The sequence below is a fragment of the Corynebacterium matruchotii genome (genome assembly GCF_011612265.2).
Classification (GTDB): domain Bacteria; phylum Actinomycetota; class Actinomycetes; order Mycobacteriales; family Mycobacteriaceae; genus Corynebacterium; species Corynebacterium matruchotii.
The window spans coordinates 2,473,654-2,493,867 of the sequence record NZ_CP050134.2; the positions used below are offsets into that span (position 1 = coordinate 2,473,654).

The 20,214-nt window shown below is 60.0% G+C and carries 19 protein-coding genes; 13 read left to right on the plus strand and 6 right to left on the minus strand.

The window, feature by feature from the left end:
- Positions 1-3 precede the first annotated feature (3 nt).
- The 8 genes from HBA49_RS10975 (at position 4) to HBA49_RS13035 (ending at position 5,613) form a co-directional block, all read left to right on the plus strand.
- The gene (locus HBA49_RS10975; RefSeq protein ID WP_005524664.1) at positions 4-1,614 is read left to right on the plus strand and encodes a monovalent cation/H+ antiporter subunit D family protein; all 1,611 of its coding nucleotides are present in this window, start codon (positions 4-6) and stop codon (positions 1,612-1,614) included.
- Between the two features lie 41 nt (positions 1,615-1,655).
- The gene (locus HBA49_RS10980; protein WP_005524124.1) at positions 1,656-2,069 is read left to right on the plus strand and encodes a monovalent cation/H+ antiporter subunit E; all 414 of its coding nucleotides are present in this window, start codon (positions 1,656-1,658) and stop codon (positions 2,067-2,069) included.
- Positions 2,069-2,335: a hypothetical protein gene (locus HBA49_RS10985; RefSeq protein WP_005524449.1), complete on the plus strand. Its 267-nt coding sequence runs from the start codon at positions 2,069-2,071 to the stop codon at positions 2,333-2,335. Before HBA49_RS10980 ends, HBA49_RS10985 begins: the two co-directional genes overlap by 1 nt.
- A 2-nt stretch (positions 2,336-2,337) precedes the next feature.
- Positions 2,338-2,673 carry a Na+/H+ antiporter subunit G gene (locus HBA49_RS10990; RefSeq protein WP_005523971.1) on the plus strand — a complete coding sequence of 112 codons (336 nt, stop codon included), beginning with the start codon at positions 2,338-2,340 and terminating at the stop codon, positions 2,671-2,673.
- A 23-nt stretch (positions 2,674-2,696) separates the two neighbouring features.
- Positions 2,697-3,263, plus strand: coding sequence for an RNA polymerase sigma factor (locus tag HBA49_RS10995; protein WP_005519378.1), 567 nt, complete (start codon positions 2,697-2,699; stop codon positions 3,261-3,263).
- Positions 3,264-3,400: 137 nt separating this feature from the next.
- Positions 3,401-3,997: a peroxiredoxin gene (locus HBA49_RS11000; RefSeq protein ID WP_005519377.1), complete on the plus strand. Its 597-nt coding sequence runs from the start codon at positions 3,401-3,403 to the stop codon at positions 3,995-3,997.
- Positions 3,997-4,521, plus strand: coding sequence for an alkylhydroperoxidase, AhpD family (gene ahpD, locus HBA49_RS11005; RefSeq protein ID WP_005524004.1), 525 nt, complete (start codon positions 3,997-3,999; stop codon positions 4,519-4,521). The genes HBA49_RS11000 and ahpD overlap by 1 nt, the downstream gene beginning before the upstream one ends.
- A gap of 219 nt (positions 4,522-4,740) precedes the next feature.
- Positions 4,741-5,613: a CAP domain-containing protein gene (locus HBA49_RS13035; protein WP_225866066.1), complete on the plus strand. Its 873-nt coding sequence runs from the start codon at positions 4,741-4,743 to the stop codon at positions 5,611-5,613.
- A gap of 254 nt (positions 5,614-5,867) precedes the next feature.
- Here HBA49_RS13035 and HBA49_RS11015 read toward each other — a convergent pair whose 3' ends face one another.
- The 4 genes from HBA49_RS11015 to HBA49_RS11030 all read right to left on the minus strand — a co-directional run bounded on the left by HBA49_RS11015 (position 5,868) and on the right by HBA49_RS11030 (position 10,532).
- Entirely contained in the window at positions 5,868-7,394 is a 1,527-nt protein-coding gene (locus HBA49_RS11015; RefSeq protein ID WP_005524589.1) for a catalase, read from the minus strand.
- A gap of 157 nt (positions 7,395-7,551) precedes the next feature.
- Positions 7,552-8,091, minus strand: a complete 540-nt coding sequence (locus HBA49_RS11020) for a GNAT family N-acetyltransferase (RefSeq protein ID WP_005524473.1) — start codon at positions 8,089-8,091, stop codon at positions 7,552-7,554.
- A gap of 88 nt (positions 8,092-8,179) precedes the next feature.
- Positions 8,180-9,211 carry an aspartate-semialdehyde dehydrogenase gene (locus tag HBA49_RS11025; protein ID WP_005519370.1) on the minus strand — a complete coding sequence of 344 codons (1,032 nt, stop codon included), beginning with the start codon at positions 9,209-9,211 and terminating at the stop codon, positions 8,180-8,182.
- A gap of 55 nt (positions 9,212-9,266) precedes the next feature.
- On the minus strand, positions 9,267-10,532 hold the full coding sequence (locus HBA49_RS11030) for an aspartate kinase (protein WP_005524406.1): 1,266 nt from the start codon (positions 10,530-10,532) through the stop codon (positions 9,267-9,269).
- 119 nt (positions 10,533-10,651) lie between these two features.
- On the opposite strand from HBA49_RS11030, the gene HBA49_RS11035 reads away from it, so the two are divergent.
- Complete coding sequence (locus tag HBA49_RS11035; RefSeq protein WP_005524290.1) at positions 10,652-11,494, plus strand: DMT family transporter; 843 nt, start codon at positions 10,652-10,654, stop codon at positions 11,492-11,494.
- A gap of 9 nt (positions 11,495-11,503) precedes the next feature.
- Here the strand turns inward: HBA49_RS11035 and HBA49_RS11040 are convergent, their stop codons facing one another.
- Positions 11,504-12,865 carry a hypothetical protein gene (locus HBA49_RS11040; RefSeq protein ID WP_225866067.1) on the minus strand — a complete coding sequence of 454 codons (1,362 nt, stop codon included), beginning with the start codon at positions 12,863-12,865 and terminating at the stop codon, positions 11,504-11,506.
- Between the two features lie 1,257 nt (positions 12,866-14,122).
- Between HBA49_RS11040 and leuA the strand changes: the two genes are divergently transcribed.
- The 4 genes from leuA to HBA49_RS11060 are packed head-to-tail and all read left to right on the plus strand — an operon-like array spanning position 14,123 to position 19,261.
- Positions 14,123-15,949, plus strand: coding sequence for a 2-isopropylmalate synthase (gene leuA / locus HBA49_RS11045; RefSeq protein WP_005524339.1), 1,827 nt, complete (start codon positions 14,123-14,125; stop codon positions 15,947-15,949).
- Between the two features lie 56 nt (positions 15,950-16,005).
- Positions 16,006-17,229 (plus strand): BRCT domain-containing protein, encoded by a 1,224-nt coding sequence (locus HBA49_RS11050; protein ID WP_005524497.1) that lies wholly within the window; start codon positions 16,006-16,008, stop codon positions 17,227-17,229.
- A 22-nt stretch (positions 17,230-17,251) separates the two neighbouring features.
- The gene (locus HBA49_RS11055; RefSeq protein ID WP_005524541.1) at positions 17,252-18,529 is read left to right on the plus strand and encodes a MurT ligase domain-containing protein; all 1,278 of its coding nucleotides are present in this window, start codon (positions 17,252-17,254) and stop codon (positions 18,527-18,529) included.
- Entirely contained in the window at positions 18,530-19,261 is a 732-nt protein-coding gene (locus HBA49_RS11060) for a type 1 glutamine amidotransferase (RefSeq protein ID WP_005524715.1), read from the plus strand.
- Here HBA49_RS11060 and recR read toward each other — a convergent pair.
- Complete coding sequence (gene recR / locus HBA49_RS11065) at positions 19,250-19,906, minus strand: recombination mediator RecR (RefSeq protein ID WP_005519351.1); 657 nt, start codon at positions 19,904-19,906, stop codon at positions 19,250-19,252. The two genes, HBA49_RS11060 and recR, sit on opposite strands and share 12 nt — an antisense overlap.
- Between the last annotated feature and the right edge of the window lie 308 nt (positions 19,907-20,214).

Here is a 20,214-nt window from a genome sequence, read left to right on the forward strand (position 1 = left end):
ATCATGGTGGTGTCGCAAGTAATGACGGCCGCAACGGTCACCGTCGCCCAGGCCGCGGTGGGGCCGATTCCGGGGCAGCCGCTCACTCCCCCAGCTGTTTTGCCGCTGTTTTTGGGGGTGCCGTTGGCACTCATGGCGTTGGCGGTGCTGGCCCCCTGGCGGCAGGCCCGGAATGCGTTAAGCCTGGTGGGTCCCCTGATTACCGGGGCTGCGGGTGCGTGGCTGTTTAGCTACACCGCGGCCCATGGGACGATCGCCCACTCGGTGGGCCTCTATGTGGGCGGGGTGGCAATCCCGTTTGCCGGCGACCAGTTTTCGGCGTTGATGATTGTGACCGCCTCGGTGGTGATTTTCGTGGCGAACTGGTTTGCGATCATCGTGGGGGAAACCCGGGCCCGGTTTTATCCAGCATTGTCGCTGATGCTATTGGCGGGGTGCATGGGCGGGTTCTTGACCGCCGATTTGTTCAACTTCTTCGTGTTTGTCGAGGTGATGCTGCTGCCGTCCTACGGCCTGCTGGCGATGACCGGCACGTGGGCCCGCATGTCGTCGGGGCGCACGTTTGTGCTGGTGAATTTGACCGCATCCACCATGCTACTCATCGGGGTGTGCTTCATTTACGCCACGGCGGGGGCGGTGAACATTGCGGCGCTGCGGGGGGCAGCGGCCGGCAATGGACCAGTCACGGTGGCGGTGGGTATTGTGGTGTTGGCCATGGTGGTCAAGGCCGGCCTGTTTCCGGTGCACACGTGGCTGCCGCGAACCTACCCGCAGACGTCGGCAAGCGTCATGGCGTTGTTTTCCAGCGTGCACACCAAGATTGCCGTCTATATTCTATTCCGTATTTATGTGGTGATTTTTGACCTGGATCCCCGCTGGATGTGGCCGATCGTTGGGTTCTGTGTGGTCAGCATGGTAGTGGGGTCGTTCGCCGGGTTGGGGGAGAAGTCGCTGCGCCGGGTGTTGGCCTACCAAATGGTGGGTGGCATCCCACTGATCGTGGTGATATTGGCGTTCAGCTACGGCCAGCCGAGTGTGGCGTTGGCGGCAGGCATTTTCTACATGGTGCACCACATGATTACCGTGGGGTCGCTCATTCTCACCGCCGGCGCGATCGAGGAAACCTATGGTGAGGATCTGTTGTCCCGGCTGTCGGGCCTGGCCCGGCGGGACCCATGGGTGGCCACGGTGTTTGCCGCGGGGGCGTTTTCGGTGGTGGGGTTCCCGCCGTTTTCCGGCCTGTGGGGCAAGGTGCTGACCGTGACTAGTATCGCGCAAGCCGGATCACCGGTGGCGTGGCTGGTGATCGCGGTGGTGGTTGTGACGAGTTTCGCCGCGTTCATTTCCATGCTGCGGGTGTGGCGGAAAGTGTTTTGGGGCGCGGAAATGAACCGGCAGCGCATCCCAGAGAATCTGCGGGTCCCCGCCTACCGGATTGCGCCGGCCGGCGTGCTGATGCTGATCTCGGTGGGCATGTTTCTTGCCGCCGGGCCCATGGTGCAAGCCACCCGGGATGCGGCCGATTCGCTGGTAAACGTTACCGACTACCAGCATGCGGTGTTGGGTGATGACCTGGCCGATGCGGTGGGCATCCCGGCCCCGCAGGACTCCTGACCGGGTGGTGTCAAAATGGTTTGTGATGTGAGGAGAATGATGTGAAGGGCTTATTGCACGCCGGCTATTACTCCGCCTGGTTGATTGGCCAATTATTATTGGCGTCCCGGGATGTGCTGGTGGATACGCTCACCGGCAATAAGAAACTGGACCCCAGCGTGGTGGCGTACCCGCTGCGGGTGACGAAGGATTGGCAGATCACGGCGTTTGCGTGTTCCATTACGATCACTCCGGGCACGATTTCCATTGGGTTGGATGAGGGGCCATCAGGTGAGCGGCTGCTCATGGTGCACGCCATTTTCGGCTCCGACCCGCTGGCGGTACTCAAGGATTTAGCGCACATGGAGGAAACCCTGGCGCCGCATGTTGCGGGGATTGATAACCAGCTGGAGCGGGCGGCAACGTATCATCCGGCGCCGCGGCCCAGCAGCCTCCGAAACCGAGGAGTGAATTAATGTTCGAATATTTTCTGTGGGTGGCGTTAGGCCTGATCGCGGTGGCGCTTCTAGGCACCCTGCTACTCATGGTCCGGTCCCGGGACGAATACGTGATCGTCGCAATATCCGACCTGGTGTTCTATTCCATGATTGGGTTTTATATTGTGTGGGGCATGTATAACCGCACCCAGATCGCCTACGAAATCATTCTGTTGGCGTCGGTGGTGGGCGGCATTCTGCCCACCATGTCGATGGCCCGTATCATTTCCCGGGGGCGGCGGTAACCATGATAATTGCGGAAATTTTCGCGGGCATACTAGCGGTGGCGGCCGGGCTCATCATGGTGGTCACCATGGTGGGGTTGTGGCGGGCCCCGGATGCGCAAACCCAGGCGAACATGTTGGGGCCCACCACCGGAGTGGCGATACCACTGCTAATTTTCGCCAAATTGGCCTACGACATCAGCCGACACGGGTTTGTGTTCAGCGATGTGGCGCGGGCGCTCATTGCGGTGGTGGCGTACCTGGTGGTGTTGGCGTTGGGCGCGTTCCTGCTGGGCCGGGCGTTCCTGGCCGTGGCCGTTGAGGCCGACCAGGCGGAGTCACAGGACGAGCCGGCGTAGGGTTTCTTGTAAAATCGGTTGGCATGGGCTCTTCTGATCATGTCACCGAATTGGCATTGCGGGCGGGTCGGGGCGATCGGGCAGCCCTGACCGAGTTTATTAAGGCGACACAGTCGGATGTGTGGCGGCTGTTGGCGCATTTGGGCGGCACGGACCGCGCGGATGATTTGACGCAGGAAACCTATTTGCGGGTGATGGGGGCGTTGCCCAGGTTTGCGGCCCGGTCATCGGCCATGACGTGGTTATTATCGTTGGCGCGCCGGGTGTGGGCGGATAGTATGCGCTACGATCGGGCACGGCCCCGGAAGTCGGCCGCGGAGGTGGAGTCGGTGGCGGCGCTGCGGGTGCCGGAATCAAGCTGGTCGGAGTGGGTGGATGTGCGCATGCTTATCGACGCCCTCCCGGCCGAGCGTCGAGAAGCTCTTATTTTGACGCAGGTGTTGGGGTACAGCTATGAGGAGGCCGCGAAGATCGCGGATGTGCGGGTGGGCACGATTCGGTCGCGGGTGGCCCGGGCGCGGGCGGATATTATTGCGGCGGTGCGGCAGAAGGATCAGGGTACCCAGGTCGGAGGACCGCGCGCTAGCTAAAAACCATAGATCACATGACCCTATTTATTAACGGGAAACATCAAGAAAAAACGTATTGACACATGTTAGCGGTATAAGTAAACTTTTGTGAAACACTTTCCTTCAACCCATAAGGAACGACTTTCAAAGGAAGTATTATGCCGATCCTCACCGTTGGTGACCAATTCCCCGAATTCACCCTCACCGCCTTAAAAGGCGGCAACCTGCACGAGGCTAACGTTGCAGCGCCAGAAGATTATTTCGAAACCGTCTCCCTAGACAAATACGAAGGCAAGTGGAAGGTCGTGTTCTTCTACCCGAAGGACTTCACCTTCGTCTGCCCCACCGAGATTGCGGCCTTTGGCAAGCTCAACGAAGACTTCGAAGACCGCGACACCCAGGTGTTGGGCGGAAGCACCGATAACGAATTCTGCCACTTCAACTGGCGCGCCACCCACCCGGAGCTCAAAGACATCCCCTTCCCCATGTTTTCTGACATCAAGCATGATCTTATTCGGGCCTTGGGCGTCGAAAACGCCACCGGTGCCGCCGACCGCGCCACCTACATCATCGACCCGGACGGCATTATCCAATTCGTGTCCGTCACCCCGGACGCCGTGGGCCGGAACGTGGACGAAGTCCTCCGGGTGCTCGACGCCCTGCAGTCCGAAGAAGTATGCGCCTGCAATTGGCAAAAGAACGACCCCACCAAAAACATCGACCGGTTCGCAGAACTCCAGAAAGGTCTCAACTAATGTCCATCGATAACCTGAAATCCGGCCTCCCCGATTACGCCAAAGACCTCAAGCTCAATATCGGCACCCTGGTTCGGGGGAATGTGCTCACCGAACAACAGCTGTGGGGCACCCTATTATCCACCGCCGCCACCACTCGCTCCGAGGTTGTGCTGTCCGAAATCGCCGACGAAGCTCAGCAGCACCTAAGTGAAGCCGCAGTGAAAGCCGCCTACGGCGCGGCATCCATCATGGGCATGAATAACGTGGCCTACCGCGCCAAGGCGTGGTTAGGCGACGACTACGCCCAGGTGCGCATGGGATTGCGCATGAACATCATCGCTCAGCCAGGCGTCGAACAGCCAGATTTCGAACTGTGGGCGCTCGCCGTTTCCGCAATTAATGGCTGTGAGCACTGCACTCTTGCCCACGAGAAAGCCTTAAAAGAAGCTGGCTTCACCAAGGAACAGATTTTTGAGGCCATCAAGGTTGCCGCTGTCGTCCAGGGCATCGCCCAGGCTCTAACTATCGAGGCCAGCCGGTAATAATCGGCACAAACCAGGGAAGGTTTTCCGCCTAAGTGAGAAGAACTTAGGCGGTTTTTCTTGCGCCTTTTTCGGTTGTTGCATACGCAAGCAGCGCAAACGCACTTTTGCTATCATAAAGTTGCACAAAAATGTATGTGTAAAATTTTTATAAAGAATTAATCAAATTAAAATCACATTTGAAGCCTTTTCTTTTTTCTTGTCGTTACTATGTGCACCATGCGCCAACACAATGCAAGAAAAATGACCCTGACCAAAACCATCGCCGCTATCGCAACATCCGTTGCGGTGTCTGGCAGCACCCTTATTGGTGCCCCGGCAGCCAGCGCCCAGCCGGCCGCCCCCGCCCCCACCGCAGCAAGCAGCACCGGGACCCGGGATCTCAATAGCATCCTCGCCTGGTTCAAGTCGTTGTTCTCGGGCTTTAGCTCCTCCAATGGTTCTTCCGACAGCTCCAGCAGCGGCCAAGGTTCCTCACGGGGCTCCAGCAATTCGGGCAGCGCCACCAGCGCACTCTCGTCCCCCACCTCCCCGGCATCCTCGACCGCCTCCACCACCGACCCAATCTTCACCAGCATGCCCACGGTCCCGGACGCCAAGAACACCACCAGCGCTGAGCGACCACCGGAGGAGCCAACAACCTCAGCGGCCGCGGCACCTGCGACCACTAAGGTACAGCAGGATAAGATCGAGGGCCTGACCAAAACCGCCGGCAATGACCCGCTCATCACCATGACCTCCAAGGTGATTGATGAAACCAACCAGCACCGCAAGAGCCACGGGCTCGGCGAAGTCACCCTCGACAACGACCTACAGTCCAAGGCCCAGGCCTATGCGGACGAAATGAAGTCCTATAACACGTCGAACTTCTCCGACCAGCCCATTAACTACCATCACCAGCCGGGCATCGACCACTACGAAAACATCATGTGGGCCCACAATATGCAGCCCGGTTCGATCGACCCATTCGAAAGCTGGAAGAATTCCGACGCCCATAACCGGGCCATGCTTGCCGACGTGCACCGCATCGGCGTGGGAGTCGCCTTCGACCAAAACACCAAGCACTTCTTCGCCGTCATGAAGCTGAAGTAACTTTGCCTGACTGATACCTGACCCATCGTGCCGCACCGGAGACCCCCGGTGCGGTTCTTTTTCACCCCACTTAGCTACCCCCATTTAGGGTCAATCGTTACGGGCTTTTGCGATTCATGCCATTCAATACGGAAATATGCTACCCAAGAATAGGTTTAATTTTCCGATAATCGAGGCGCATATTTCTTTCCCAGGTTCACACGTCGACAAGCGAAAAACCCCACCGTCACCGGTGGGGTCAGCAATCGGGGGGATTATTTCTTGGCGGCGAACCGCTTCCGCACCTCGGCGCCAAGCTGCGGATCAACCTGATCCCAATACCAGTAGCACCGCTGCTCGGTTTCTGGGGAGACCCCCACCATAGCGTTGGTGATATTGTGCGCTAGGCGATCCTTCGCCCCATCATCCATGACCTCCCGGTAGAGAATGCCGGCCTGCCCGAAATCGTCGTCCTCGGGGTGGGCTACGTAGGGGGCGCGGCCCAGGTCGGTACCGTGGGGGTCGGGGTTGATGAAGAGCTCGTCGGCTGCCCCATAGCCGGAGTTGGACGACACCCCATCGTCCAGGTAGCCGGCACCCTTGTCAAACCGGTTGGGGGTGTAGACCGGCGCCGATGCGGGATTGAACTGGTAGGCCATCGGCCCCTGGTGGGCGTAGGTATTCACCGGATGCACCGGCTGGTTGACGGGCAGCTGCCGGTAGTTGGGGCCAATCCGATAGCGGTGGGCATCGGCGTAGGCGAAAGCCCGGGCCATGAGCATGCGGTCGGGCGACAGGCCCACACCCGGCACCAGATTGGCCGGGTCGAAGGCGAGCTGTTCGATCTGGGCGAAATAATTCACCGGATTCCGATTGAGGACGAAATATCCCACGTCGATCAGGGGATAGTCCTTGTGCGACCAGGTTTTGGTCAGGTCGAAGGGGTTGTACCGGTAGGTTTCGGCCTCGGCGAAGGGCATGATTTGCACCTTGACGTCCCAGATGGGATAGTCGCCGCGTTCAATGGCGTTAAACAGGTCTTCGCGCTGGTAGTCGGCGTTCTTGCCGGCCATTTCCTGGGCCTCTTCGTCGGTGAAGCAGTCCCAACCCTGGCGGGTCTTAAAGTGATACTTCACCCAGAAAGCCTCGCCCTTGGCGTTCAGCCACTGGAAGGTGTGGGAGCCGAATCCATCCTGGTGGCGGGAGGTTTTCGGGGTGCCCCGATCCCCCATGAGGTAGGTCACCTGGTGGGCGGATTCTGGGGTGCGGGTCCAGAAGTCCCATTGGGCGTCAGCGGACCGCAAACCGGTGGGCCCCATGCGCTTCTGGGAATGGATGAAGTCCGGGAATTTCATGCCGTCACGCAGGAAGAACGTGGGGGTGTTATTGCCCACGATATCGAAGTTACCTTCCTCGGTGTAGAACCGGACGGCAAACCCGTGCACGTCCCGCCAGGTGTCGGGGGAGCCCTGCTCGCCGGCGACCGTTGAGAACCGTACGGCCACCGGGGTCACGGTGTTGGGCTGGAACAGCTGCGCCTTGGTGTAGGCGGACACGTCGTGGGTGATGTGTAATTCACCGAACGCCCCGTGGCCTTTGGCGTGAGGGTTCCGCTCCGGGACCCGTTCCCGGTTGAAGTGGGCAAGCTTTTCAACGAGGTGAATGTCGTTGAGAACGGTGGCGCCTTGGGGGCCGGCGGTAATGGAAACGTTTTCGCTGGCAACCGGTCGACCACCGTGTTGGTGGGTGGTGCCGGTGAGCTCTGGGCCCATGCCGTTTGTCACAATATCATTGGTGTTCATGGCATCCCTTCCATCAATATTGGGTTATTTCTATAGGTTGGAGTCTGATTTATAGCCTACACTCGAAAGGTATAACTTTTCAACCATGGAAAATTAAAAGGGAAGCCTAATCAAATGTGATATTGGTGGTTAGTCAGGCATGACAGGCCCTATCGCATTACCTGGTGATGATTTTCTGGAACCGAAACGAATAATCGGGAACACCAGTACCATCAGCTTCATGTTGCAAAGTTTCCGGGGACTCGTGGGGCTCTGGGTGTCCAGGGTGAAAAAATTCCACAATGTGGAAGCCGCACTTATTCACATAGAAATGAATGTTTCGTTTTTCAAAATAGGGGGTGTGGGTTTCCCAAACCCGCACGGTGGAATACCGCCGCTCTATGGCCTGCCACGCAGCAAATCCCACACCGCTACCCTGGCTAACCCCGTCGAGGAAAAAGAACTCCAGATTGCCATGGCTGCCATCATGATCGGTGGACACCACCGCCCCACCCACGGATTTCCCTTCGTGGACAACGTGTAACACCTCAACCCCCGGCGCGGCAAACGATTCGGCTAATTCCGCGTCGGAAGGAATGGGTTCGGTCAGGGAATCCCCGAACTCCGCAATGACCGCGGGAGCGAAAGCGGCCTGGAGTCGGCGTTTCAGTTCAGGGAAATCCGTGGGCAATGCTGGGGTAAGCGTGATATGAGACATGAAGTCCCATGATAGACGCATATCCCCGGCAGCCGCGGATTTCCCGAGGCCACCGGGGATACGTGCACTGGTTTGTGCGCTACATGTGTTAGACCAAGAGTTCGGCGATTTGGACCGCGTTCAGGGCGGCACCCTTGCGGAGGTTATCGCCGGAAACCACGAAGACCAGGCCCTTGTTGTCGTCAACGGTTTGGTCTTGGCGGATGCGCCCCACCAGGGAGTCGTCCTTGCCGGCGGCGGCTAGCGGGGTGGGAACATCCACGACCTGCACGCCGGGGGCGCCAGCCAATACTTGCCGGGCCTGGTCCGGGGTGATGGGCCGGGCGAATTCGGCGTGCACCGTCATGGTGTGGCCGGTGAACACGGGAACCCGCACGCAGGTGCCGGCCACCTTGAGATCGGGCAGGCCCAGGATTTTCCGGGATTCGTTGCGGAGTTTTTGCTCCTCATCGGTTTCTTCACTGCCGTCGTCGACCAGCGACCCGGCCAACGGCAATGCATTGTAGGCAATCGGTGCCACGTAGGGGCCCAGGTCGCTAAACGATACGGCGGAGCCGTCGACCGCCAGTTCGGTGGCCCGGTCGCCGGCCTCGGCGATTTGCTTCGCCAGGGTGTCTACACCGGCCAGCCCGGAGCCGGACACGGCCTGGTAGGAGGAGACGTGCAGTTTTTCCAGGCCGGCAACATCGTTGAGGACGGCCAGCACCGGGATGATCGCCATGGTGGTGCAGTTCGGGTTGGCGATAATGCCCTTGGGCACGGATTGCGCCGCCTCCCGGTTGGCCTCCACAACGATGAGGGGCACGTCGGGGTCTTTGCGCCAGGCGGACGAGTTGTCGACCACGGTGGCGCCGGCGGCGGCAAACAGGGGGGCGTATTGCTTGGAGGTGCCGCCACCTGCGGAGAACAGGGCGATGTCGATGCCGCGGAGGGATTCTTCGGTGGCTTTCGCCACGTCTTCTACCTCAATGTCCTGGCCGCGGAATTGCAACACTTTGCCGGCGGAGCGTTCCGAGGCAAAGAACCGGTAGGTGTCTGCCGGGAAGTCGCGGGATTCGAGGATGCGGCGCATTTCCCGGCCGACCTGGCCGGTGGCGCCGACGACTGCAACAGTAGTCATGAAAAAGGTGTCTCCTTATAAATAGTGGGCTGTGAGGATGGCGGTGATGGGCGGGTTAGCGGCCGGTTCCCGCATATACGACGGCTTGTTTGTCGCCACCCAGTTCGAAAGCTTCGTGAAGGGCTTTCGCGGATTTCGCCAGATCGGTTTCCCGAATGAGCACGGAGATGCGGATTTCGGAGGTGTTGATGAGTTCAATGTTCACGCCGGCGTCCCGCAGGGCTTCGCAGAAGGTGGCGGTCACGCCGGGATGCGACCGCATGCCGGCGCCCACCAGGGAGACTTTGCCGATTTGGTCGTCGTAAAGCACATTGCGGCAGGTGCCGTCGTTTTGCAGCCGCATGAGGAGTTCCACGGCGCGGGGGCCGTCGGCGCGGGGGCAGGTGAACGTAATGTCGGTGCGGTTATCCGCAAGGGAGGAAATGTTTTGGATCACCATGTCGATATTGATTTCGGCGTCGGCGAGCACGCGGAACACCTTGGCAGCCTCACCCGGGTTGTCGGGAATGCCCAGCACCGATAGTTTAGCTTCGGAATTGTCGGTGGCCACACCGGTGAGTACTGCTTCTTCCATAGGGATATCCTCCATCGAACCGGACACGAGGGTGCCGGGGTCATTGCTGTACGACGAGCGCACACGAATAGGAACATTGAAGGCGCGCGCGTATTCCACACTGCGCAGCACCAGGATTTTCGAGCCGGATGCCGCAAGCTCCAGCATTTCTTCGAACGATAGCTGATTCAGTTTTTGGGCGTCGGGCACCAGGCGGGGGTCCGCGGTGTATACGCCGTCCACGTCCGAATAGATTTCGCACACGTCGGCCCCCAGCGCCGCAGCCAGGGCCACCGCGGTGGTGTCGGAGCCGCCGCGGCCCAGGGTGGTCACGTCGCGGGTGTCTTTGTTCACGCCCTGGAAGCCGGCGACCAGGCAGATTTTGCCCTGGTCTAAGGCGTCCCGCACTCGGCCCGGGGTGACGTCCACGATGCGCGCATTGCCGTGCCGTTCGGTGGTGAGCACGCCCGCCTGCGACCCGGTGAATGATTGTGCTTCCGCCCCGAACGAGGCAATGGCCATGGCGACCAGGGCATTAGATATGCGTTCGCCGGCGGTCAGCAACATGTCCATCTCCCGCGCCGGCGGCACCGGATTGACCTGGGCGGCAAGATCCAGCAGGTCATCGGTGGTGTCCCCCATTGCTGAGCACACGACCACCACGTCATGACCCTGTTTTTTGGTAGCGACAATCCGTTCGGCGACTCGGCGAATTCGCTCCGCGCTTTCGAGTGACGAACCACCGTATTTTTGTACGATAAGTGCCACGGGCCACGCCCTTCCTCATAAAACTATCAACCTAACGAAAGTCAAGCATACAAGCTAAGGTAGCGGGAAACCAGTCTATAAGCTTTTCGACGCCGGACTGTAGCGGTTAGGCTAGACTGGTGCATGACAATCTTCTAGCCGTAGGCTTCGCCCTCATTGCGGCCTTAGTTATTGCCTGGGGCACCGTCGTGCGTCATCGCATTGCCGCACACCAGCCTGACAATGGCGACTCCCCCATCGTGGCGGCCGCAAAACGGCCCCTCTGGTGGTTTGCCCTGCTCACGGCACTATCCGGTTATGGGTTTCAGGTGCTTGCCCTGGGGTTCGGCACCTTACTCATTGTGCAGCCCGTCCTGGCCCTGACCCTCATGTTCACCTTCCCCATGACCGCGTTCTATGAGAAACGCCGCCTCACCATGGACGAAATCATCGGCGGGGCGCTGCTCACCGTGTCGGTGGCCACCCTGGTGATTTTGGGGAAACCCGTCCCCTTCCACGGCAAAGTCACCTTCCACGATTGGTTGCCTGCCATCATTGTTACGGCGATAGTCATGGGCATTATTTATGCAGCCTCCATCCGAATGTCGGCTCCCTACCGGGGATTATCCCTCGGCGTCATCACCGGCATCACCTATGGGTTTGTGGCCGTTTTATCCAAGGCGGCGGTGAATGTGTTCAACCATGGTGGCCTGCTCATCCTCCTGACCGCCTGGGAGTTTTACGCCCTCATCGCCTGCGCTGTTCTTGGCACCATCATCCAGCAATACGCCTTCAACGTGGGAGCGCTGCGCCTCTCCCTGCCGGCCATGACCACCTTGGAGCCCGTGGTCGCCTTTATTTTGAGCTATGCCGTCTTGGGGGAAAAGTTCCAGGTGCATGGGTGGAATTGGGCCATCATGGGGATAGCGCTCGTCACCATGATTCTGTCCACATTCGCCTTGTCCGCACGCGGCAACGCCTGACGCCTGAGCCTAGATCGCCCATTCGAAAAATACCAGCATAAACACGGAAAAACAGGTGCCGAACGCAAACCATAGCACCGCCGGCACCACCCAAACGGTGTGCCACCCAACCCGGCGCGATAGTTTCTCCAGCCACAACACCACTGGCAGGAGCAGCAGCAGGGCGGGCAGGAGGAGGCGGGGTCGGGAGTGCATGATGCCGTCCGAAAGCAGAACGTTGGCGGTGATTCCGGTGCCGAAGACCCATAACGCCCAGGGGAGGCGTCGAAAAGCGATGAGCATGGCGATGGGGGCGCCGATGATGGACACCACGGAAAGAATGTAGCCTATGTCGTTGAATTCGGTGAGGGTGCTGTACACCCAGTCGACGGTGGCGACCCCCCAGTCGAATGTGGAGTTCCAGCCTTTCGACTGCATGCCGAAATAGCCACCAATGTCCTGGGTGGATGCGGACGCGAACCGAATGTAGGTGATGAGCGACAGGCCGGAAACCGCGACCCCCAGCCAGGCGCGCCAATTCGTGCGGGCGTAGAGCAGCACAATGATGGCGAATGTGGCAACCAGGTCAATGGCGGTGAGTCGCACAAACCCCAGCAGATAGATGAGGACGGTGGTCTGCCACCAGCGTTCCTGGATCATGAAAATCAGCGCCCACACGCACAGGGCCAAGAATGGGGCCTCCGTGTACACCATATTGAAGGTGACAGCCATGGGGGCGCCCAAGAAGAGGATGCCGGCGAGGATCCGGCCACGGTAACCCGCGCCCAGGAAGGCGGCCAGGGCCATGATGCCGGCGGTCATGACGATGCCGGCAATAGCAACAACCAGCCAGCCGCTCGCCACATATCCCAGGCCGGTGAGTAGGTGGACTTGTTGGATGAGTGCCGGCAGGCCGGGGAAGAAGGCGAGCCGCTGCTGGAAGACGTCCGGTTCGGGGCCGCCTTGGCCGTCGCTGCTGAAGTAGCCGTATTGGGCGATGTCCACAAAGTGGAGGGCGTCCCATTGTTGCAGCACATCGGTGAAGGAGTGCGCGGAGGTGAGGAGCCGCAGAGTTCCCAGCCTGATTGCGGAGGTGACGGCGAATAGTATGGCGGCGATCCCCCAGTCCCGCCAGCCGAATGGTTGTGGCTGCCAGCCGGGTATGGCCAGGATTCGGCCGATGATCCCTGGTAGTGGTGGTGATAGGGGTGTGACCGATGCGTCCAGTTGTGCAGGTATGTGCGCTGGTGGGTGTGTTTGTGGGCCCGCGGATGTCTCGGATATCTCGGGGATTTTGGGGGCATCGTGGGACCCAGGGGGCCTAGGGCCCGCTTCTACCGGTTTCTTCGGTGACTTCGGTTCCTTTGCGGATTCCACACTGTTGCTACTCACGTGTTCCACTCAATCATAATCGCAGGTTTTCCCGCATCCTGGTGGTGGGTGTACACCCCCACAGAGTTGGGTGTTTTTGGTGGTTTCGGCGATTTCGGTTGTTTCGATTGTTTCGGCGGTTTTCATGATTTGCTACCCATGCTGCGCCATTGCACACCACCCGCCCGGGGCTTCAGGTGTTCTAAGCATGGTTTCCATTCCGGCCGACCACAAACCCCAGGGGAAACAGCCCACAACACCCAAACACCATGCTTAGAAGAAATGCAGCATGATAAGTCATGGAGGCGGCACCTAAAAACCAGACAGACAGCAAAACCGATAAGCATGGTTTTCGGTCAAATCAGCCCTCCACAAGGCCCCATCTAAATAAAGACCATGCTTAGCACAATTACTACCCCCAGGGGCAAGAGCGCCACCGCCAACCCACCTGGGCTTCAGAAGTTCTAAGCATGGTTTCCGGTTTTAGGGCGAGTTGGCTCCTGGGGGTTTAACCCAGCAGAAAAAGAAAACCATGCTTAGCAGACTTGCGGCCTTTGGGGGGCTTGTGCAGCCCCTTGTATACCTCCGGCAGCGTGTTTGCTAAGCATGGTTTCCGTTCCAACAGACTACAAAGCTCCAGGAGAAACAACCCACAACAGCCAAACACCATACTTAGAACCATTGAAGCCTCATGACTCCCACAACCAACCCTGGCAGCAAAACCGATAAGCATGGTTTCCGATCCCAGAGAGTTCACCGTGCCCTTCAAAAACGCGCAATCCAAGCTTATCGAGTATGCAGCTCCAACCCCCTCAAAGGCTGCATGTGTTCTAAGCATGGTCTTTGAGTTGGGTGGGCTATTGTTCCTGGGAGTTTGAGGTGGTGAAATTCAAAGACCATGCTTAGCAAACATGCTGCCGGGTCGAGGGTGGGGCGGTGGCGCCACCAGACCGCCAGGCTGGCCGCTCGCCAGACCACACCACCCTGCCACCAGGCCCCACCAGGCTGCCACCTAAGCCGGCAACGCACCTTGGGTGGCGTCGTCAAGCAGAGTGGGGAGGGAAAGTATGCCGGATTCAACAAATTGCGGTATGATGTGACGCATGCTGCGTGCGTGTGCGGGCCGCCTTCATGGCCTCCTCCTTCTGAGCCGCGGCGGGTCTTGGGTCTAGAATCTGTTGAGGATCAACGGCCGGCTCCCCGTCGCGGGGTTTCGCATCGACTTTTCAAGTGCCGGCCGTGACATATCACATCAACTGTTTTAGAGGGATTTTCACCATGGCCATCCATGACACTTTTATTTCCGCCCCCACTAGCGACATCACCAAACCTGCCGGGGAGCCGCCCGCAGACCAGCCGAAATGGAATAAGCAGCGCGGTTCCGCCATGCCAGCGCACCGCTATCAGCCGTTCGCCCAGGAGGTTGAGGACGTCACCCTGCCGGACCGCACCTGGCCGGATAATAAGATCACGCACGCGCCAGCCTGGTGTGCGGTGGATTTGCGGGACGGAAACCAGGCGCTGATTGATCCGATGAGCCCGGAGCGGAAACGCCGCATGTTTAACCTGCTGGTGCAGATGGGTTACAAAGAGATTGAGGTGGGGTTCCCGTCGGCGTCACAAACCGATTTCGATTTTGTCCGGGAGATCATCGAACAGGACATGATCCCGGACGATGTGACCATCCAGGTGCTGGTGCAGGCCCGGGAGCACCTGATTCGCCGCACATTCGAGGCCTGCGAGGGTGCCAAGAATGTGATTGTACACTTCTATAACTCCACATCGATTTTGCAGCGGAATGTGGTGTTCCGTAAGGACAAAGCCGCAATCAAGAAACTGGCCACGGATGCCGGCGAATTGATTAAAACGATCGCCAAGGAATACCCAGACACGAATTGGCGGTGGGAGTATTCCCCGGAGTCGTTTACCGGCACCGAATTGGCGTATGCGAAGGAAGTGGTGGACGCGGTGGTGGAGGTCATGGACCCCACCCCGGAGAATCCGATCATTATTAATCTGCCGTCCACGGTGGAGATGATTACCCCGAACGTGTATGCGGATGCGATCGAGTGGATGCACCGGAATTTGAACCGGCGGGATTCCATTATTTTGTCGCTGCACCCGCATAACGATCGGGGCACCGGGGTGGCTTCCGCCGAGCTGGCGTTCATGGCCGGCGCGGACCGGATCGAGGGCTGTCTGTTTGGGAATGGCGAACGCACCGGCAACGTGTGCCTGGTCACACTGGGGTTGAATCTGTTGACGCAGGGTGTGGATCCGCAGATTGATTTCACCAATATCAACCAGATTCGCTCCACGGTGGAGTACTGCAACCAGCTGCGGGTACCGGAGCGGCATCCCTACGGCGGTGACCTGGTGTTTACCGCGTTCTCCGGGTCGCACCAGGATGCGGTGAATAAGGGGCTGGATGCGATGGCCGCCCGGGTGCATCCGGGCGCGAACCACAGCGATGTGAAGTGGGAGCAGTTGCGGGACGAACTGTGGGAGGTCCCCTACCTGCCGATCGACCCGAAGGATGTGGGCCGAAACTACGAGGCGGTGATTCGAGTGAATTCGCAATCCGGCAAGGGCGGCGTGGCCTACATCATGAAGACGGATCATGGCATGGTGCTGCCGCGGCCCATGCAGGTGGAATTCTCGTCGGTGGTGCAGGACGTCACCGATGCGCAGGGCGGCGAGATTGAGTCGAAGGCCATGTGGGACATTTTCGCCGAAACCTACCTGGATGCGACCACCCCCCTGGAGCAGGTGGCCATGCGTGTGGATGCGGCGGTGACGGAGCGGGACCAGGCGAAGATCACGGCCGAGCTGCGGTTCCAAGGGGAATCGGTGACGGTCAGTGGCACGGGCAACGGTCCGATCGCGGCGTACGCGAATGCGCTGGAACAATTGGGGATTGATGTTGAGGTGCAGGAATACACCCAGCACGCCCGGACCGCGGGTGATGACGCGGAGGCCGCCGCCTACATTTTCGCCGACGTGAACGGCCAGAAGGTGTGGGGTGTGGGCATCGCCGGATCTATCACCTATGCGTCGCTGAAGGCGGTCACGTCGGCGGTGAACCGCGCATACCAGGCTTTTTAAGCTTTACGACGCGCCAACGGTGGGAAAGCCGGTACAACCGGCTACACTAAACCGTTATGACCACTGATCCACGCCGGCGTTCTCGGCGCCGCCGGTCGGGCGGCGCGGCACACAAACCCCAATCCCAATCCCAACCGCAGCCGCAATCCCCCGCGGCCACCCCGAAGCCCCGGGAGGTGTCCCAGGAGCGGGCCGAGGAATTGGCCCGCACCCCATTTGTGGCCGTGACCGTGAAAACCACGGGCATTCACCCGTCAACCGCGCAACTGGTGGTCATTGATGCGGTCGTGTTGACCGCCTCCGGGGAGCCGGATTCCGACTTCCACGCGGTGTTATCGGTGCCGGACGATCCGGGACCCAAACACATGCACGGATTATCCCGGGAGGAAATCGCCGACGGGAAATCCTTCAGCTCCATCCTGAAGGCATTGGGCAAAACCATAGATGGCCGCACCATGATCACCCATAATGTGCCGCTGGTGTGGGGGTTCATCCATAAAGAAGCGCGGCGGGCGATGACGGCCGCCGCCCGGGCAAACCGGCGACGGGGAAGCCGCGGAAAACCCCGGCGCCGGCAACGCGTCGGGCACGTGCCCCGGCCGGTGGGAATCGTCGACATGCTGGCCACCGCCCGGCGGCGGGGCGTGGACCTCCCCGACACCCGCATTCGAACGGTTGCGCGAATGCTGGGGGTGGAGTGCGAGCCGGCAACCGCAACGGTGGAACGGGCCCGCCAACCAGAATTCGACGTCACCCGGGCGGAAACCCTCCTGGTGGCCGACATGTTCTTCCGCGACCCCGACCACGTGGTCGTCGTCAAGCCGGACGAACTCCAACCAGACCGGTTCGGGCTGCAACGCTCCAGCATACGAGTAGCCGCGGCAAATGCCACCCCAAAATTCCACAACCCGGGCGTGTTCACCGGCACACTGGTCCAGGGCATGCAAATCGTCGTGGCCCCCGAAATCACCGCAGACCCCGACGACATCATCCGGGCAATCACCACGCACGACCTCTCCTACTCCGAAAAGGTAACGCGACAAACGTCGCTGGTGGTATGCAACAAGCGAAACAACCTGTCCGGCAAGGCCATGCATGCGGCCCGAAAAGGCGTGCCACTCATGACAGATGATGAGTTCCTCACGCTAATTACCACCACACAAATTACCCCCGGCGAACCAACCCCGCCGCCGGAAACTTCGCCGGTACTTCGCTCAATTACCGGGCGATCAACACGCCAACCACGGAAAAAGGGCAGTCGGCGAGTTTCCAGGCGATAGTTTAGGACTAGACTCTTTCCTCATGAAGTTCCCTCGTTTACGCGCGCGCACCAGGGCGGCCATTGGGCTGGCGCGGCTTGCTACTTTCGCTTCTCGTGCCACCGGGCGTGGCTCCGGCGGCATGATTGGCGGACTGGTTGCGGAAAAAATCGACCCCCAGATCATGAAAAACCTGGGATTCGGCCGGCCGGTCGCGCTCATCACCGGCACCAACGGTAAATCCACCACCACCCGAATGCTCGCCACCGCGATTCGCAGCGCACACCAAGTAGCCACCAACGAAGGCGGCGACAACATGGACGCCGGCATCATCACCGCCCTCATGGCCGGCCAAGAAGCCAGCCACGTGGTCCTAGAATGCGACGAACTCCACGTCCCCTCGGTAGCAGACCGGCTGCAACCATCCTGCCTGGTGCTCCTCAACCTGTCCAGGGACCAACTCGACCGGGTGGGCGAAATCAATAAAATCGAACGCGCCCTCCGGCAATGCGTCCTCAACCACCCAACCATGACCGTCATCGCCAACTGTGACGATGTGCTGGTCACCTCGGTGGCGTGGGAAGCGAAAAACGTGGTGTGGGTGTCGGCCGGCGCCGGCTGGAAAGGCGACTCAGTGTCCTGCCCCCGAACCGGTGGGCGCATCATCCACCACCCGGACGGCACGTGGGAAGCCGTCCAACCACTGGCCGACGGCACAATATTCCGCCGACCGGAACCCACCTGGACCATCACCCCAGAAGGCATCCACACCCCCACCAACGATATAGCGCCACTCGCCCTGAAACTACCGGGAACCGCCAACCGGGGGAACGCAACCCAGGCAGTCGCGGCAGCCGTGGAATGCTTCGGCATCCCCCTCGACGTGGCAATGTCCGCGGTCGAAACCGTGGACGATGTGGCCGGCCGATACTCCACCCTCCGGCTCGGCAACCGGGACATACACCTCCTCCTCGCCAAAAACCCGGCCGGCTGGCAGGAGGCCATGTCCATGGTGGACCGCACCGCCGACGGCCTCGTTATTGCTGTCAACGGCCAGGTTGCGGACGGGGAAGACCTGTCCTGGCTGTGGGATGTCCGATTTGAAGACTTTGGCGAACTCGCGGTGAAAGCCTCCGGGGAACGCGGCACAGACCTCGCGGTGCGCCTCACCTACGCCGAAATTCAACATGAACTCGTCCACAATATGATGGACGCCATTCTGGCCTGCCCGGAAGGCCGAGTGGAAGTGTTGGCCAACTATACGGCATTTCGGGATCTTAAACGCGCATTGGTGCGCCGGATTGAAGCGGAGACACATTAAATGAGCACCCTACAGATTGGTTTGGTTCTGCCCGACGTACTCGGCACCTACGGTGATGACGGCAACGCCCTCGTGCTACGCCAACGCGCCCGCATGCGCGGCTTCGACGCGAACATCGTGCGCATCCACCTTGGCGACCCCATCCCCACCAGCCTCGACGTGTACTGCCTCGGCGGTGGCGAAGACACCGCCCAAATCCTTGCCGCGGAACACATCAACACCGACGGTGGCCTGCACAAAGCAGCGGCGGCCGGCCGACCCATCCTGGCGATCTGCGCCGGGTTGCAGGTTCTTGGTGAATCGTTCCGCGCCGATAATAGGATGGTCACCGGCGCCGGGCTTATCGACGCTACCACCGGCAGCCTGAAAAAGCGGTTCATCGGAGAACTCCAATCCACCCCCCACCCAAACGATGGCGGCATCACCGCCGGCCTCACCGAACCGCTCACCGGGTTTGGTAACCATTTCGGCTCCAGCATTCTCGGGTCGGATGCGAAACCATTAGGCATCGTCACCCACGGGGTGGGCAACTCCGATACCGAGCAGCCCACCTACGAAGGCGCAGTTCAGGGCAGTATCATCTGCACCTACATGCACGGACCGGTCCTGGCCCGCAACCCCCAACTGGCGGATCTTCTCCTGGCATGGGCATTGGACATGCCCATGTCCGAACTGCAGCCGTTGGACCTTCCGGTCGTCGACAAGCTGCGGAGGGAACGGCTACAGCGTTAGTCGGCCGCTGAGCGCCCGCGACAAGGTGAGCTCGTCCACAAACTCCAAATCGCCGCCCAATGGCATGCCGGATGCGAGACGAGACACCACCAGCCCCGGAAAATCCTTGAGCAGCCGCGCCAAATAGCTCGCGGTGGCCTCCCCCTCAGTGTTGGGGTCGGTGGCAAGAATCACCTCGGTGATCTCCGGGGTGGTGTCGAATAATGGCTGCTCTGGGGTGGAATCCGCCAACTCCCGATCCGGCAACACCCCGCCGATCCGCTGCAACAAGGCAGTAATGTTCAACTCCTTCGGGCCAATGCTATTCAGCGGATCCAACGCCCCACCGAGCACATGATACCGCCCATTGAATTCGCCAGTACGTTCGAGAACCTGGATGTCTTTGGGCTCTTCAACCACGCAAATTGTCGACCGGTCCCGGCCCGAATCCGCGCAAATCCGACACACCTCATCCCGGGAAATGTTGTGGCAGATCCGGCAAAAACTCACCCCCTGCTGGACGGCCCCCAGCGCAGCCTGCAGCCGAGTAATGTCTATCGGATCCACATGCAGCAGGTGAAACGCGATACGCTGCGCACTCTTCGGCCCCACCCCAGGCAGACGCGACAATTCATCAATCAAATCCTGCAACGGGCCTTCAAACACCGCACCTCATCCTTTCATCACTCGACGTCGATTCTCCCACACCGCCCGGACATGAAACAATGGGGCGGGGCGGCGCTGCGTGTTGCGAGGCGGGGCGCGACACACCCAGGGCTTCAGGTGTTCTAAGCATGGTTTCCACATTCTGGAGACCTGGCAACAACCGGATTTCACCCAAAACCATGCTTAGCAAGTATGCGGCAAAGTGAGCTGATTGGGCTGCTACTGGGCGGCAGCACCCCACACCAACACCACAACTATGCCGCACGTTTGCTAAGCATGGTCTTCATCCCAGTCAGCTGCAAAACCCA

What these genes read in the sequence shown, in the direction of transcription:
- HBA49_RS10975 (WP_005524664.1), top strand. Translation starts at nt 4, where the DNA reads ATGGTGGTGTCGCAAGTAATGACGGCCGCAACGGTCACCGTCGCCCAG.
- HBA49_RS10985 (WP_005524449.1), top strand. Translation starts at nt 2,069, where the DNA reads ATGTTCGAATATTTTCTGTGGGTGGCGTTAGGCCTGATCGCGGTGGCG.
- HBA49_RS10990 (WP_005523971.1), top strand. Translation starts at nt 2,338, where the DNA reads ATGATAATTGCGGAAATTTTCGCGGGCATACTAGCGGTGGCGGCCGGG.
- HBA49_RS10995 (WP_005519378.1), top strand. Translation starts at nt 2,697, where the DNA reads ATGGGCTCTTCTGATCATGTCACCGAATTGGCATTGCGGGCGGGTCGG.
- HBA49_RS11000 (WP_005519377.1), top strand. Translation starts at nt 3,401, where the DNA reads ATGCCGATCCTCACCGTTGGTGACCAATTCCCCGAATTCACCCTCACC.
- ahpD (WP_005524004.1), top strand. Translation starts at nt 3,997, where the DNA reads ATGTCCATCGATAACCTGAAATCCGGCCTCCCCGATTACGCCAAAGAC.
- HBA49_RS13035 (WP_225866066.1), top strand. Translation starts at nt 4,741, where the DNA reads ATGCGCCAACACAATGCAAGAAAAATGACCCTGACCAAAACCATCGCC.
- HBA49_RS11015 (WP_005524589.1), bottom strand. Translation starts at nt 7,394, where the DNA reads ATGAACACCAATGATATTGTGACAAACGGCATGGGCCCAGAGCTCACC.
- HBA49_RS11020 (WP_005524473.1), bottom strand. Translation starts at nt 8,091, where the DNA reads ATGTCTCATATCACGCTTACCCCAGCATTGCCCACGGATTTCCCTGAA.
- HBA49_RS11025 (WP_005519370.1), bottom strand. Translation starts at nt 9,211, where the DNA reads ATGACTACTGTTGCAGTCGTCGGCGCCACCGGCCAGGTCGGCCGGGAA.
- leuA (WP_005524339.1), top strand. Translation starts at nt 14,123, where the DNA reads ATGGCCATCCATGACACTTTTATTTCCGCCCCCACTAGCGACATCACC.
- HBA49_RS11050 (WP_005524497.1), top strand. Translation starts at nt 16,006, where the DNA reads ATGACCACTGATCCACGCCGGCGTTCTCGGCGCCGCCGGTCGGGCGGC.
- HBA49_RS11055 (WP_005524541.1), top strand. Translation starts at nt 17,252, where the DNA reads ATGAAGTTCCCTCGTTTACGCGCGCGCACCAGGGCGGCCATTGGGCTG.
- HBA49_RS11060 (WP_005524715.1), top strand. Translation starts at nt 18,530, where the DNA reads ATGAGCACCCTACAGATTGGTTTGGTTCTGCCCGACGTACTCGGCACC.